Genomic DNA, 13,810 nt, shown 5'->3' with positions numbered 1-13,810 from the left:
TGGCACGATTACGACTTCCCGAGTTTGAGATGTCCGTCCAGGAATTTCAATGCCTCTCGCTTTGCCTGGGCATCGATAAAAGTCCCTAGATGCCCCCTGCCCTGCGACTTATACAGTGTCGTTGGAATACCCAACGAAGACAGCTTGTCGTGCATGACTTCGGCATTTCGCATCGGTACCAAGTCGTCTTCGGTACCATGGTAGAAGAAAATCGGAGGACACTTGGCCGTCACATGGGCCAATGGAGAAGCATCGACGTAAGTCCCCGGTACCTCCAAGCGAGATCCGCCAAGGAAGAACTTTAGACGCTCGCTTCGTAATGGTTCGTTTGTGAAATCGCATGGCGCCGCACCGGCAACGACTGCTTTTAAAGGAGGCGTTCCTTCGACCTGCTCCGCTTCGATGGCAGCCATCAGACAAGCCAGATGTCCACCAGCTGAGTAGCCCCAGCCGCCGATTCGTGTGGTATCGATATCGAATTCATCTGCGTTCTCGAGTAGCCAATTAAGCCCAGCCTGGCAGTCTTCCAATTGAGCCGGAAAGATGTGCGTCGGCGCGAATCGATAGGTGATTGTCGCGACGGCATAGCCATGATTGGCCAAAAAGATGGCATGAGTCGCCATATGGCTCCGTGAGCCCCCTGCCCAAGCTCCACCATGAATCATCAAGATCCCGGGGAAAGGACCTTCTCCGGGCGGCAAATATAAATCGGCCTTTAACGTCTTGTCTTCTCGCTCGGCAAAAACCTGATTCGGCACCAAACGCACCGACGGTTTCTCTGCGAAAACGGTTGTTTCGACCGCCATAAAGACGAGCAGCGTCAAAAGGGAACTTTTCCAACCAGCCACATCGGACTCCGTCAAGGTGAACTATGCCGCGCAATCGCGGGTCCTATAATGAGTTATTCCGCCGACATTGCCCAATATTAACCCCAAGGACCGTGCAGGGTATCCTTTTTTCCATCGGCGATGCCCCGTGCTTTTCAGGAGAGTGCTTCCCGTGAGCCACCGTTTTTCTACCGTGCAAGCGGCCGTCGATGCGATCAAAGCTGGCAAAGTCATCATTGTTGTGGACGCCGAAGACCGGGAAAACGAAGGGGATTTTGTCGCCGCAGCGGAAAAAACCACCCCCGAAGTCGTTAATTTCATGATTACGCAGGGACGTGGACTCCTTTGTGCTGCGTGCCTGCCGGACGTCTGTGAACGCCTCGAATTGACGCCACTTGTGGAAAACAACAACGCGCCACTTCGGACTGCGTTTACCACGCCAATCGATCATAAGAACGCCAAAACTGGAATCACGGCCAAAGAGCGATCTGAGACCATAATGAGCATGGTCGACGAAAAATCGACCGCAGACGACTTCGTCCGCCCTGGCCATGTCTATCCGCTTCTAGCCAAAGAAGGGGGCGTGCTCCGCAGAGCAGGTCACACTGAAGCTTCCGTCGATTTGGCTCGCATGGCAGGTCTCACCCCGGCCGGATCGCTTTGCGAAATCCTCAACGAAGAGGGTGATCGGGCCACACGCGACGAATTGATCGCACTGGCCGAAAAACACAACCTTGAAATCATCTCGATCGAACAACTGATTTCGCATCGCCGGGTGAACGAGAAGCTTGTCGAACGTGGCGCTGAAGCCAAGCTGCCAACGTCATTCGGTGAGTTCGATATCATCGTTTACGACGTGAAATACGAATCGCAGGAACCTGTGGCGATCGCGATGGGAGACCTCACTTCAGTCGAAGCCCCACTGGTCCGACTGCACAGCAGCTGCTTTACCGGAGACTTGATCAATTCGCTGCGGTGCGACTGCGGAGATCAATTGAAGATGGCGTTGCAACAGATCAGTGAAGAAGGCGTAGGAGCATTGATTTATCTTCCGCAGGAAGGGCGTGGCATTGGGCTGAAAGCCAAGATTCGCGCCTATGCCCTCCAAGATCAAGGGCTTGATACGGTCGAAGCCAATCACGCTTTGGGCTTTAAGAGCGATATGCGTGACTACGGCGTCGGCATTCAGATTTTGAAAGACCTGGGCCTATCGAAGATTCGCCTCCTGACGAACAATCCGAAGAAAACCGATGCGTTCATCTACGGCGGGTTTGACTTGGAAGTAGTTGATCAGGTCGCCATTCATCCCGAACCCAATCCCCACAATCAGAAGTATCTCGATACTAAGCGAGACAAAATGGGGCACCGATTGCCGTAGGCGTCAGTTGCGAACCATGCAGACGCTTTCGACGATCTCGTCGTCGCGTACGATCGCCAGACCGGCGTCCCCTTGATTACTGGCCCAGAAACTGTCCGGCGTCGAGTAGTTCCAAAGCTCGTCCCCGGGCTGCATCTGATCGACGAAACCGGTGGCTTGAGTCAGGTAATGCTTTGCGACCACGGCAATTTGCGGGTCAGGATGGGCACACGTGGCGACGATTTCTTCCATCGTCGTCTTTTCGGTGAGCCACTCTTTGGGAACAGTTTGCTCGCTCATAGACACCGCCTAGATGTAGAACATTTCGTCGGGTTGTTCAGCAACGCGTGCTGCCAGATTGGCAAGCGTCACTTCTTCCAGGATTCGCGAACGGGCCTGGCATATTTGCCCCCAGACTCCGCACAACGCTTCCGTGGCTGGCGTTGGTTTCTGCAGGTTCGATTCGGTCTGATCGCCGTTGCCTTCGATGACCTGAAAGATGTCGGCCAGCGTTATCCGATCAGGGGCTTGGGCTAACCGATAGCCGCCGGTGGCGCCGCGTGTGCTCAGCACCAAACCGGCCGCTTTGAGTTGCGACATGATCTGCACGAGAAAGGGTTGCGGAATCCCCTGAGCCTCGACGATCTCGCGCAGTCGAGCTGGTTGACCGGCCTCGAAGCGGGCCGCCAGTTCGATCATTGCGATACATGCGTATTCGGTTTTCGCCGAGACTGTCATAACGATTTAGGCGTTGGGGCTATCGTCTTCCATCGTGTGCAAACCGCACTCGGTTTTGGCCGTACCACTCCAGCGGCCGGCTCGTTCATCTTCGCCTGCCAGGACGGCTCGCGTGCACGGCCAGCAGCCGACGCTGGTATAGCCTTGGTCGTGCAGAGCGTTGTAAGGAACGCCATGCTCGGTGATCATTCGCCAGACCCAGCTCTTCGTTTGATTCGCAAGCGGATTGATCTTCACCAATCCGAACTTTTTATCCCAACCGACAATGCTGGCCTTCGCGCGGTCTTCGCTCTGATCGCGACGAATCGCGCTGATCCAAGCATGTTTGCCGGCTGCGCCACGCTTGAGAACTTTGATTTTGCGATCGAAGCAGCACTGGGTTGGGTTGGTTTTGTAAAGCGGACCGCCATGGATCTGCTCATACTCCTCGACGGTATGCTCAGGCTTCAGAAGTTCGACGTCGATCCCAAACTTTTCGCGAATCTGATCGCGAACGTCGAGCGTTTCCTGGAATTGGTACCCCGTATCTAAATTAAATACTGGCGTATCTGGGGCAATCTGGGAGAGCAGGTAAAGAATTACACACCCTTCCGGACCAAAAGCGGTTCCCATCGTCAGCTTCAAACCGAAACGTTCCGCCCCCCAGCGAATAATTTCTTCTGGGGTAGCCGTTTCGAGTCTCTGGGAAGCTTCTTCCAGCTCCGCCATAAGCTCTGGCGTAGGCTGAAGCATCTCGGAAGTCGTTTGCTGTTCTTGGGTTACTTTACCGGCCGACATGGCATTCACTTCAATCGGGACGTCCGTGGTAAGGCTAGTCAGTTGCATGGGTTACGCGCCCTGTGGGTTCATTGTTAACTATCATGACCAACTTAGTCAACAATGGGTTCGATGCCGTGAGTTTTCATCGGTTACAGCAATTACCTAACTCCAGGGCAAATCCTACCGGTTTTGACGATTGTGGCAGAGCATCGACGTTTTTGGCATTTCTCGAAAAGAGAAATAGAACACTCTTCGACCGCAGAAATTGATTCGGGGCAGAAGCCCCAGATCTTAGAACGACTCGCTCTCGGCCAGCTTTTCGATCATGCCGATCAGCATCAATGCCGTTTGCGATTCCTCGTCCGTCACATAGTCGGCCCCAACCAGGTGAAGCCGTTCACGGTTTCGCTGATATCGACAGCGAGCCAAGACGGTGCAATGCCGATTCATTCCGCGGACATTCTTGACGATCTGCACCGAAGCTTCGTCATCAGGAACCGAAACGAGCACCAAATTAGCATGGATAATTTCGGCTTCTTCCAGCGTTTTCCGCTTCGTCGCATCTCCGGTAACAGCACGAAATCCGGCTTGAATGAGAGGGTAGGTATTCACCGAATTAAGATCGATAAAGCGTACGTCTGCGCCAGATGTCTCGATGCGAGATGCCACCTGGCGTGCGACAGGCCCGACACCGATGATCACAGCCTCGCGGATCGTTTCGCGGGCCTCGATCGCTTTTTCTTCCTTGACCACTTGCAGGACCGTATCGTCTCGCAGCTTTCGCACGCCCCATTTGATCAGGCCCGGCGTTAAGATCATCGTCCCGATCGCCAGGACCAGCATTTGATTGTAATGCGAGCTATTGATCAGTTCGGACTCCATCCCTTCGGAGAGCAGCAGAAAGCTCAATTCCCCCACCTGGGATAGCCCCAATCCCATGATCAAAGCGACTTTCCATCGCATTCCCGAGAGCTTCAGAGCCAGCCCGGCACCAAGGGTTTTCACCGCGATAATCAGTGGAAAACCAATCAGCACCAGCATCGGATCGCGAAGCAGTGCTTGGATATCAAGCAAACCGCCGAGCGAGATGAAGAACACGGCCGCAAAACTTTCGCGAAAGGGAAGCGTCAACGCATCGACTTGCTGCGTAAAACGGTTTCCTCCCAAAATCAGACCTGCCCCGAAGGCCCCGAAGGCCGCGGGAAGGCCCAGAATATGGGCAACAAAGCAGCCACCGCCCAGCAGTGCCAACGCAAATAAGAGCAGCAGTTCGCGACTTCTCAGCAGTGAGAACAGCGGCAAAGCGAAGCGATGCGTCACGAACGCGAGGACAGGGATTGTCGTCACGAACAGTAGCGAAACAATTCCCAACCGAAAGAATTCGAAACTGGAATGTCCATCCGAGGCGGCCAGCAGCGGAACGGCGAGCATCAGTGGAACGATCGCCATATCTTGAAACAGTAAAATCCCGACGCTTCGCAGACCTGCCGGGGAGGAAGCAACGTTTAGCTCGTGCAGGGCCCGAAACACCAGGACTGTCGAACTCAATGCGACGGCAGCCCCTAGAAGTGCGGCTCCTTGCCATGGGATACCTATCATCATGAACAGAAAGCTAGAGGGAACGCTTACTGCGATCAGCTGAATAAACCCGGCCACCAAGATCCACGGCCCAACGTGCTTCAGCTCTTCCCACGAAATTTCGGTACCGATCGAAAACAGGAGGAACAATGCTCCCATTTCCGCGAGGTGCTTAAGATCGTGGTTTTCTGTTTGCAGAATCTGAAATCCACCTTCGCCGATAATTGCGCCAACAACCAGGTAGCCGACAATCGACGAGAAATGGTAATACCGACAGACGGCCCCTGACACGAAGCCAGCGGCCAGAATGATGATTAGATTGAGTGCCAGGATCTCAAGCGGTTCCACAGGTCCTAATCCCTGGAGCTGAGGGCGAAGGTGCGTACATCATTGCCGGTACCACTAGTTTTACACGTCGAATCCGTTTTAGCGATTGGGTCAACGCCGAGAATCGCCCGATTCCCGGCAGAAACCGATGATTGTTGTGCGTGCTTGCGTCTATTACACTGCAATCCGCCCTACCCTACTCCGTCATCTCTTTCACCCCAGACGAACAAAACGATGTCCGAAAAGACCTATCTTGCCGTCGACTTAGGTGCTTCCAGCGGTCGAGTTCTTGGTGGCCGCTTCGATGGCCAGAAATTACAGCTGGAAGAAGTCCACCGATTCGAGAACGGCCCCACGGCGTTTGCCGGCAATCTGTACTGGGATCTGCTCAAGCTTTGGCAAAACATCAAAGATGGTCTGACTGCGTCGGGAACCAAGTTTGGAAATCAAATTAGCAGTATCGGTGTTGATACCTGGGGGGTCGACTTTGCTCTGCTGGGAAGAAACGACGAGCTGCTCGGCAATCCTTACCACTACCGCGATCCACGCACCAACGGAATGTTCGCCGAAGCATTCGCTCAAGTCAGCCGAGAAGAGATCTTCGCCGAGACCGGGCTCCAGTTCATGGAGATCAACACGCTTTATCAACTGCTGGCCATGAAGAAGGCGAACAGTTCAGTCCTGGACGCCGCTCAAAGCTTTTTGATGATGCCTGACTTGTTCCATTGGCTTCTGACGGGAGAAAAAGGGAACGAACTTACCAACGCCACCACTTCGCAGCTGTTCAATCCGGTTACCAAACAGTGGTCGCAGAAGCTGATTGAAGGCTTTGGACTTCCAGGACATATCTTCGGAGAAATCGTCGATCCTGGCTCGGTCGTCGGTCCTCTTCGCGAATCGGTGCTGGACCAAATTGGGCTGAAAGGAACGAAAGTCGTTCGCCCTGGCACACACGATACGGCATCGGCCGTCGTTGCAGTTCCCGCGAAGAGCTCCCCCGGCGAGATGCCCAATTGGTGCTACATATCGAGCGGAACTTGGTCGCTGATGGGAGTTGAAACGCCACACCCGATCATCAACGAGCAGTGCGCCGCACTCAACTACACCAACGAAGGGGGCGTGTACGGCACTACGCGGCTGTTAAAGAACATTGCCGGGCTGTGGCTAGTTCAAGAGTGTCGTCGCATCTGGAAGCAAAACGGTCATGAGTATGGCTATTCCGACTTGGTCCGGATGTCGCAGGAAGCAACGCCGTTGGCCTCGTTCGTGAATCCTGACCACGGTGACTTCGCAGCTCCACAAGATATGCCGGCCCAAATTCGCGAATTCTGTCAGCGGACATCGCAAGTGGTTCCGCAGTCTGACGGAGCTGTAATTCGCTGCGTCCTGGAAAGCCTCGCCATGCGATACCGCGTTGTCCATCGTAATCTCCAAGATCTAACTGGAGCCAAGATCGACACAATCCATATCGTCGGTGGCGGCACCCAGAACCAATTGCTTTGCCAAATGGCTGCTGATGCCTGCAACTGCCAGGTCGTCGCTGGGCCGGTTGAAGCAACGGCGATTGGCAACCTCATGCTGCAAGCGGTCGCTGCGGGAGACATTGGAAGCCTGGCTGAAGGGCGCGAAGTGATTCGCAACAGCTTCCCAGTTGTGACTTACGAACCGAAAACACCAACGATGTGGGACGACGCATTCCCTCGCTTCGAAAAGATGTGTGACGCTTAAGCGGCAAGTTTCTCCAAGAGGCTTTTTAAATCGCTTGCAGGTGCAAAAAGCGGCCTCTTCGTATTAACTGGGAACGCAATACAAAAAAACGAAATACTCTCGAAGAGAAACATCATGATCAAAGTTGGCATCGTCGGCGTCGGTTTTATGAGCTGGATTCACTACCTTGCTTACCAGAAGGTGCGAGGGATGAAAGTTACCAGCTTTTGCTCGCGTGATCCTAAAAAGCAAAAAGGGGATTGGCGAGGAATCAAAGGTAACTTTGGCCCTCCCGGCGAGAAGATCGATGTCTCGAAGATGACCGTTTACGCAACGTTAGACGAACTGCTCGCGGACGACTCGATCGACATGGTCGACATTTGCCTTCCGCCGGCGCTACATGAAGAAGCAACCATTGCAGCGTTGAAAGCGGGCAAGCATGTCCTTGTCGAAAAGCCAATTGCTCTCGATCCTGCCGCGGCCAAACGAATGCAGAAAGCAGCCGAAAAGAGCGGCAAGCTTTTGCTAACCGCTCACGTGCTGCCATTCTTCGCGGAATTCAACTTTGCGTTGGAAGCGGCACGTAGTGGCAAGTTTGGCAACCTGCTCGGCGGACACTTCAAGCGCTTGATCAACGATCCTACGTGGATTCCTGACTTCTACGATCTCGAGAAAGTTGGTGGTCCACTCCTCGACTTGCACATCCACGATGCTCACTTTATTCGCCTGATGTTTGGCATGCCTAAGAGTGTCAGTAGCGTTGGACGCATGCGAGGCGATTGCGTCGAGTACTTCACCTCGCAGTACGGCTTCGGCGAAGACAACTATGTCGTCACTGCGACCAGCGGCGTGCTTCACCAGGCTGCTCGGAGTTTCACGCATGGTTTTGAAATTCACTTTGAAGAAGCAACGTTAATGCTCGACTTCGCGGTAATCGATGATGCTCCCGTGGTTTCGATGCCGCTAACCGTTTTGCCCAAGAAAGGGAAGTCGAAGCAGCCGAAGCTCAAAGGAGGCGACCCGGTTGATTCGTTCGTCGCCGAGTTGAAAGAAGTCGAAAAGAGCATCCTCGAAGGAAAGCCATCCGATATCCTAGGTGGTGAAATTGCCGTCGACGCATTGGTGCTGTGCCAAAAACAAGCCGATTCGGTCGCCAAAGGGAAGACTGTCCGAGTTTAAAGAGGACATACATGTACGTGCTTCCGATGATCAGCGCCGGCCAGGTCCTAATTGCCGGGATCGTCAGCATTGTTTGCTTCTGCATGATCATCTATCGCATGTTCAAGGCAGATCAAATCGCGCTGCCACTTATATGTATTGTTCTGGCGTTCTTTGGTTTCGGCGGGGGCATTATCGCGTTCGTCGTCGGCTGGATCGATGTGAAGAAGTACGACGCCATGAAAGTGATGGTCACGTGGACCATCGCACTGGTGATCTTCGTGGGACTCCTGCTTTCTGTCCCACTTTGGCTGCCGCGGCCGGCTCCGAGCTATCCATAGACCATCGCCCATGTTCTGTTTTCTGAACGTAGATTGCTTGACTGCGCGATTTCGGCAACCTAGATAGCTACAGCCGAATGTTTCACCGGGGGAGCGTTCGCTACGAGCGTTCTCGACGGGAGAGACCTTCGATGGCTGGGCTGAGCTTCGTATTGATGAGCCTTTGCTGGATTTTGGGGGCCATAAACTTGGTCTGCTTTGTCCTGGTCCTCGTCAAGATGTGCTGCCACGAGGACATCGGGCTGGCGGGACTGTCGTTGCTACTGACATTTTGCTCAGGCTTTGGCGTCCTGATTGGCTTTTTTGCCGGCTGGGTCTATGTCGGCAAATACGACGCATTTCGGCTAATGGGCTTTTGGACGGCGATTTGCTTTGCCCAACTGATGTTCGGCATGGCGTATGGATTGATTCAGATGCAGGCCGAAGGACTTATCCATTAGGTCGGTTGCGATTTATTGGGGAGTCCCAAGATTGCGACCGAAACGACGAAACACCCTCAGGCAACTTTCATTTTGCTTGAGGAAACGACGATGGATGCCATTGCGGCTCTGTTTGAATTGGCCACTTCACTTATTGAATTGGCCCTGGAAGTCATTTTTGGCCTGCTCGATGTGGCATTCGGCAGCAAAGATGGCTCCAGGCGCTGACGCGACATAAAATTACTCCGTTTGCGGTATTTGTAGGGACTAGGAGATGCCTACGATCACAAACGTAATATTTTGCCGCTGAAAGCTGACGAAAAATACTTGATTGCCGTTAACTTCAAAGATTACAACCACTTTTAACAACGTTTCGATGGGAAACGTGCGTTCGTTCGTCAGACGGGGGAGTCTACACCATGGGTTTTATTTTTCTAGGTTTGGCCGGCTTGCTAAGCATTGTGAGCTTGGTTTGCCTCATTCTGGTCATCGTCAAAATGTTCCAGAATGACGACTCGACATTGGGCATCATCTGTATTTTGACGACCATCTTCTGCGGCTTCGGCGGCCTCATTACCTTTGTAATGGGCTGGGTTAATGCTGGCAAATACGGCGCAAGCCAACTGATGCTGGTATGGACGGGGTGTATCGTTGGAAGCATGATCCTCGGCATCATTGGCCAAGTCCTGATGGGCGACCAATTAGTCGCTCAATAAGCGACGCCGACTAAGTTGAAATCATCAAAAGGCCGCTTCTCAACGGAGGCGGCCTTTTTCTGTCATATTGGCAGCCCAAGCCTTCTCTGACAAAACGGACAGCTAAGCACGAAATTCTTTTCGCCGCAAACCTTTACCCGAAAAACACTTGCGGCACAAAGGACACTTTCTGGCACACCAGTTGCAACATGGACGGTCCACGCAATTGTTCGCGCAACAATGGCAGTCGGGCCCGGTTCAGACTTACCGCGTGCCGATCGCCAACCGTTCATATCCCGCATCGGCGTCTCCTGTGAAAGGGAGACACAAGCCCCTAGTTTTCTGGAGGAAGGCAAGAGCATGGCAACGGCTACGAAAAAGAAGAAGGCATCCGGCAACCAGCAACGTTTGCAGCCGCTGGGCGATCGCGTTGTCGTTCGTCGCGACGAGCTGGAAGAAAAGACCGCTGGTGGGATCTTCCTGCCGGAAACGGCTAAGAACAAGCCATCCCGCGGCGTCGTCATCAGCGTTGGCAACGGTCGACTGCTGGAAGACGGTAGCCGTAGCGAACTTCAGGTCAAAGAAGGCGACAAAGTTGTCTTCAGCGCTTATGCCGGTAGCGATACGTTCACCATTGGTGACGACGAAGTCATTCTGATCCGCGAAGACGACATCCTCGCTGTCATCGAAGGCTAGTCTCGCGCTCGCTGATATTTCCCCGTAAACACAACGTTTGACGCTAAGAACATTTTAGGAGTATTCATCGATGGCAAAGATCATCGCCTTTGATCAGGAAGCCCGCGAAGCTATCCGCCGCGGCGTATCCAAGTTGGCGAAAGCCGTCAAAACGACGCTGGGCCCAAAGGGTCGTAACGTCATCATCCAAAAGTCCTTCGGCAGCCCAACGGTCACCAAAGACGGTGTCACGGTCGCCAAGGAAGTCGAACTGGAAGACGTCTATGAAAACATGGGCGCTCAAATGGTTCGTGAAGTTGCCAGCAAGACGAGCGACGTTGCCGGTGACGGTACCACGACCGCCACGCTGATGGCCGAGGCGATCTTCAACGAAGGTCTGAAGGCGGTTGTTTCCGGCGTGAATCCAATTCAAATGAAAGCCGGTATCGAAAAAGCCGTCAACGCCATCACGGCCGAACTGAACGGCATGGCCATTCCGATCAAGAAGAAGGAAGAAATGGCCAACGTTGGCTCGATCGCTTCCAACAACGATCGTGAAATCGGCGAACTGCTTGCCGACGCCATGGAAAAAGTGGGCAAGGACGGCGTCATCACCGTCGACGAAGGCAAGTCGCTTGCCACCGAAGTCGAATGGGTCGAAGGGATGCAGTTCGATCGCGGCTATCTGTCCCCTTACTTCGTGACCAATCCGACCAGCATGCAGGTCGAATTGGAAGACTGCTACGTGCTTGTCTTCGAAAAGAAGATCAGTAACATCAAGGACCTCGTTCCGGTTCTCGAAGCAGTTGTTCAGCAGAGCAAGCCACTGTTGATTATCGCAGAAGACGTCGACGGCGAAGCACTTGCTACGTTGGTCATCAACCGTCTGCGTGGTACGTTCACTTGTGCCGCTGTGAAGGCTCCTGGCTACGGCGACCGTCGTAAAGCCATGATGGAAGACATCGCCATCCTGACCGGTGGTACTGCCATCTTCGAAAGCCTCGGCATCAAGCTCGAAAACCTCGGCTTGGCGGAATTGGGTCGTGCTAAGAAGGTGATCATCGACAAAGACAACACGACGATCATCGAAGGTGCCGGCGATACCCAGAACATCAAGGATCGTATCGCCCAGATCCGTCGCGAAATCGAAAACTCGACCAGCGACTACGACAAGGAAAAGCTGGAAGAGCGTCTCGCTAAGTTGGCTGGCGGTGTCGCCAAAGTCAACGTCGGTGCTGCTACCGAAAGCGAAATGAAGGAAAAGAAGGCTCGCGTCGAAGACGCCCTGCACGCCACGCGTGCTGCCGCTGCTGAAGGCATCTTGCCTGGTGGTGGTGTTGCCCTTCTCCGTGCTTCGTCCAAGGTGAAGACTGAAGATCTGAGCCACGACGAAGAAATCGGCTTCAACATCGTTATCCGTGCGTGCCGTGCTCCGATCACCACGATCGCCACCAACGCCGGTAAAGATGGCAGCATCATCTGCGAAAAGATCTTGGAATCGAAGGGCAACCAGGGCTACAACGCCCTGACCGACACCTACGAAGACCTGGTCAAGTCGGGCGTTATCGATCCTGCCAAGGTCACCAAAACCGCTCTGGCAAACGCTGCTTCGGTCGCCACGCTGTTGCTGACTAGCGATGCTTTGATCGCTGAAAAGCCAAAGGCTGACAAGAAGGGTGGCCACAGCCACGACGACATGTACTAATCGACGTTAGTACCGCTGAAATCCAAAGCCTGTCGAAGTGTTCCCCTTCGGCAGGCTTTTTTTATGCGCGATCAGATGCATGATGATCCCCTCAGGCCAAACTTGAACTAATCCATTAATTTCTCCCGAAATTTTGGTGAGAGTCGGTTGCCTATAAAAAAATAGCTCGCTACACTAACATTCTCTATTGAGACGATGTTTCAATAGCCGCCGCAAGCCTTTCGCCAGCGGAATTAACAGAGGAATGCGGTAACTCTAGCTAAGGCGTGCGGTTTCTTCGACACTCTCCCGTCACGCGCGACTCGCCAATGCCCGTATTCGGACATTCCCCCGGAGAACGGACCACTTAGGTCCACAGCGCGGTGCTTGCCCTTGTGACGTTTCGGCACAAACGTTTCCCCGGCAATGCACAATAAACAGGAGTCTTCCCCATGCGTACGCGTAAAGGTTTTACGCTTGTCGAATTGCTTGTTGTGATCGCGATCATCGGTATCCTGATCGCCCTTCTGCTTCCCGCCGTCCAACAGGCCCGCGAAGCAGCACGTCGAATGTCGTGCACGAATAACCTGAAACAGATCGGGCTCGCCACGCATAACTATGCGGACACTTACCAAGGTGCGTTTCCAAACGCCGGCTGGGACGGCCCTGCGGATCCGTCACCGCTTAATGGCTATCTCAGTGACTATTCGCCAATGGCTAAGATCTTGCCCTATATGGAGCAAGAGAATCTCCAGAATCTCATCGATTTTGGCTTCTTCATGGGACATCCCGGCAGAGACGGGATCATTCCTCAAATTCGCCCTATTATTCAATATCCAATAAATTCGTTTTTCTGCCCTAGTGCTACGACGCCGCAAGTTCAGCAAATTACCGATTCGGTATCGGGCGATACCGTTTCCGTTGCAGGTAGTAGCTACGGTATGAATGCTGGTAATGGACTTGATGCAGCATTCCACGCAGGTACGACCGCTAACAACGGTATGTGCTGGGTGAAAGCAAAGATTAAGTTTGCGTCCGTTACGGACGGCACGACAAACACGTTGCTATTCTCGGAAACGGTTACCGGTACTGGTGACTCACCAACGACCACGGATGCAGACGTTCGAATCTACCGACTTTCCCCAAGCTCTAGCATCGATTTCGTTGACTACGGCAATCGAGCCAATGCAAGTGGTATCGCTGGCGTTCAGTCCGAAGTCAGCAGCGGAAGCTGGGACGGTGGTCGTTGCTTGATGTGGCTACGCGGTAGTGTTCCTCAGGGTCCACTTCTCAATGGCCTTTTGACGCCAAACAATTCAGCGCCGGACCTTACCTATCGCTCGTCGAAGGCTAACAGTGCACGTAGCTTTCATCCCGGCGGGGTGAATGCTTGTTTGGTCGATGGCAGTGTCCGCTTCGTTCCTGACACCGTCAACGCCGACGCGTGGCATGCTCTCTGGAGCCGTGCTGGTGGCGAGATCAATACCATCAACCAATAAGTCACGGTTAATAAACACGAAGCCCATCGAATGCGATTCGGTGGGC

At 53.6% G+C, this 13,810-nt stretch carries 14 protein-coding genes; 9 read left to right on the top strand and 5 right to left on the bottom strand.

Annotation, left to right across the window (positions count from 1 at the left end; genetic code table 11):
• Positions 1-8: 8 nt before the first annotated feature.
• Positions 9-848, bottom strand: a complete 840-nt coding sequence (locus LA756_RS25710) for an alpha/beta hydrolase (protein WP_224437580.1) — start codon at positions 846-848, stop codon at positions 9-11.
• Between the two features lie 151 nt (positions 849-999).
• Here LA756_RS25710 and ribA point away from each other — a divergent pair, with 151 nt between their 5' ends.
• Complete coding sequence (gene ribA, locus LA756_RS25705) at positions 1,000-2,205, top strand: GTP cyclohydrolase II (protein ID WP_224437579.1); 1,206 nt, start codon at positions 1,000-1,002, stop codon at positions 2,203-2,205.
• Positions 2,206-2,208: 3 nt separating this feature from the next.
• Here ribA and LA756_RS25700 read toward each other — a convergent pair whose 3' ends face one another.
• The 4 genes from LA756_RS25700 to LA756_RS25685 all read right to left on the bottom strand — a co-directional run bounded on the left by LA756_RS25700 (position 2,209) and on the right by LA756_RS25685 (position 5,607).
• A complete protein-coding gene (locus tag LA756_RS25700; RefSeq protein WP_224437578.1) occupies positions 2,209-2,484 on the bottom strand; it encodes a hypothetical protein in 276 nt (91 codons plus the stop codon).
• A gap of 9 nt (positions 2,485-2,493) precedes the next feature.
• Positions 2,494-2,922, bottom strand: coding sequence for an Rrf2 family transcriptional regulator (locus LA756_RS25695; RefSeq protein ID WP_224437577.1), 429 nt, complete (start codon positions 2,920-2,922; stop codon positions 2,494-2,496).
• 6 nt (positions 2,923-2,928) lie between these two features.
• Positions 2,929-3,699 (bottom strand): phosphoadenylyl-sulfate reductase, encoded by a 771-nt coding sequence (locus tag LA756_RS25690; RefSeq protein ID WP_224440439.1) that lies wholly within the window; start codon positions 3,697-3,699, stop codon positions 2,929-2,931.
• A gap of 273 nt (positions 3,700-3,972) precedes the next feature.
• Entirely contained in the window at positions 3,973-5,607 is a 1,635-nt protein-coding gene (locus LA756_RS25685) for a cation:proton antiporter (protein ID WP_224437576.1), read from the bottom strand.
• Between the two features lie 213 nt (positions 5,608-5,820).
• On the opposite strand from LA756_RS25685, the gene LA756_RS25680 reads away from it, so the two are divergent.
• The 8 genes from LA756_RS25680 (at position 5,821) to LA756_RS25645 (ending at position 13,764) form a co-directional block, all read left to right on the top strand.
• A complete protein-coding gene (locus LA756_RS25680) occupies positions 5,821-7,314 on the top strand; it encodes a rhamnulokinase family protein (protein WP_224437575.1) in 1,494 nt (497 codons plus the stop codon).
• Between the two features lie 114 nt (positions 7,315-7,428).
• Positions 7,429-8,472, top strand: a complete 1,044-nt coding sequence (locus tag LA756_RS25675) for a Gfo/Idh/MocA family protein (RefSeq protein WP_224437574.1) — start codon at positions 7,429-7,431, stop codon at positions 8,470-8,472.
• Between the two features lie 11 nt (positions 8,473-8,483).
• Positions 8,484-8,792 carry a hypothetical protein gene (locus LA756_RS25670; RefSeq protein ID WP_224437573.1) on the top strand — a complete coding sequence of 103 codons (309 nt, stop codon included), beginning with the start codon at positions 8,484-8,486 and terminating at the stop codon, positions 8,790-8,792.
• Positions 8,793-8,923: 131 nt separating this feature from the next.
• Positions 8,924-9,232 carry a hypothetical protein gene (locus LA756_RS25665; protein WP_224437572.1) on the top strand — a complete coding sequence of 103 codons (309 nt, stop codon included), beginning with the start codon at positions 8,924-8,926 and terminating at the stop codon, positions 9,230-9,232.
• A 398-nt stretch (positions 9,233-9,630) separates the two neighbouring features.
• Positions 9,631-9,927, top strand: a complete 297-nt coding sequence (locus LA756_RS25660; protein ID WP_224437571.1) for a hypothetical protein — start codon at positions 9,631-9,633, stop codon at positions 9,925-9,927.
• A gap of 339 nt (positions 9,928-10,266) precedes the next feature.
• A complete protein-coding gene (gene groES / locus LA756_RS25655; protein WP_224437570.1) occupies positions 10,267-10,602 on the top strand; it encodes a co-chaperone GroES in 336 nt (111 codons plus the stop codon).
• Positions 10,603-10,672: 70 nt separating this feature from the next.
• Positions 10,673-12,286, top strand: a complete 1,614-nt coding sequence (gene groL / locus LA756_RS25650) for a chaperonin GroEL (protein WP_224437569.1) — start codon at positions 10,673-10,675, stop codon at positions 12,284-12,286.
• A gap of 431 nt (positions 12,287-12,717) precedes the next feature.
• Complete coding sequence (locus tag LA756_RS25645; protein WP_224437568.1) at positions 12,718-13,764, top strand: DUF1559 domain-containing protein; 1,047 nt, start codon at positions 12,718-12,720, stop codon at positions 13,762-13,764.
• The last annotated feature ends 46 nt before the right edge of the window (positions 13,765-13,810 follow it).

Source organism: Bremerella sp. TYQ1 (genome assembly GCF_020150455.1).
GTDB lineage: Bacteria > Planctomycetota > Planctomycetia > Pirellulales > Pirellulaceae > Bremerella > Bremerella volcania_A.
This window is presented reverse-complemented; position numbering and strand designations above follow the sequence as displayed.

What these genes read in the sequence shown, in the direction of transcription:
- groL (WP_224437569.1), top strand. Translation starts at nt 10,673, where the DNA reads ATGGCAAAGATCATCGCCTTTGATCAGGAAGCCCGCGAAGCTATCCGC.
- LA756_RS25645 (WP_224437568.1), top strand. Translation starts at nt 12,718, where the DNA reads ATGCGTACGCGTAAAGGTTTTACGCTTGTCGAATTGCTTGTTGTGATC.
- groES (WP_224437570.1), top strand. Translation starts at nt 10,267, where the DNA reads ATGGCAACGGCTACGAAAAAGAAGAAGGCATCCGGCAACCAGCAACGT.
- LA756_RS25665 (WP_224437572.1), top strand. Translation starts at nt 8,924, where the DNA reads ATGGCTGGGCTGAGCTTCGTATTGATGAGCCTTTGCTGGATTTTGGGG.
- LA756_RS25690 (WP_224440439.1), bottom strand. Translation starts at nt 3,699, where the DNA reads ATGTCGGCCGGTAAAGTAACCCAAGAACAGCAAACGACTTCCGAGATG.
- LA756_RS25670 (WP_224437573.1), top strand. Translation starts at nt 8,484, where the DNA reads ATGTACGTGCTTCCGATGATCAGCGCCGGCCAGGTCCTAATTGCCGGG.
- LA756_RS25680 (WP_224437575.1), top strand. Translation starts at nt 5,821, where the DNA reads ATGTCCGAAAAGACCTATCTTGCCGTCGACTTAGGTGCTTCCAGCGGT.
- LA756_RS25700 (WP_224437578.1), bottom strand. Translation starts at nt 2,484, where the DNA reads ATGAGCGAGCAAACTGTTCCCAAAGAGTGGCTCACCGAAAAGACGACG.
- LA756_RS25660 (WP_224437571.1), top strand. Translation starts at nt 9,631, where the DNA reads ATGGGTTTTATTTTTCTAGGTTTGGCCGGCTTGCTAAGCATTGTGAGC.
- LA756_RS25695 (WP_224437577.1), bottom strand. Translation starts at nt 2,922, where the DNA reads ATGACAGTCTCGGCGAAAACCGAATACGCATGTATCGCAATGATCGAA.
- LA756_RS25675 (WP_224437574.1), top strand. Translation starts at nt 7,429, where the DNA reads ATGATCAAAGTTGGCATCGTCGGCGTCGGTTTTATGAGCTGGATTCAC.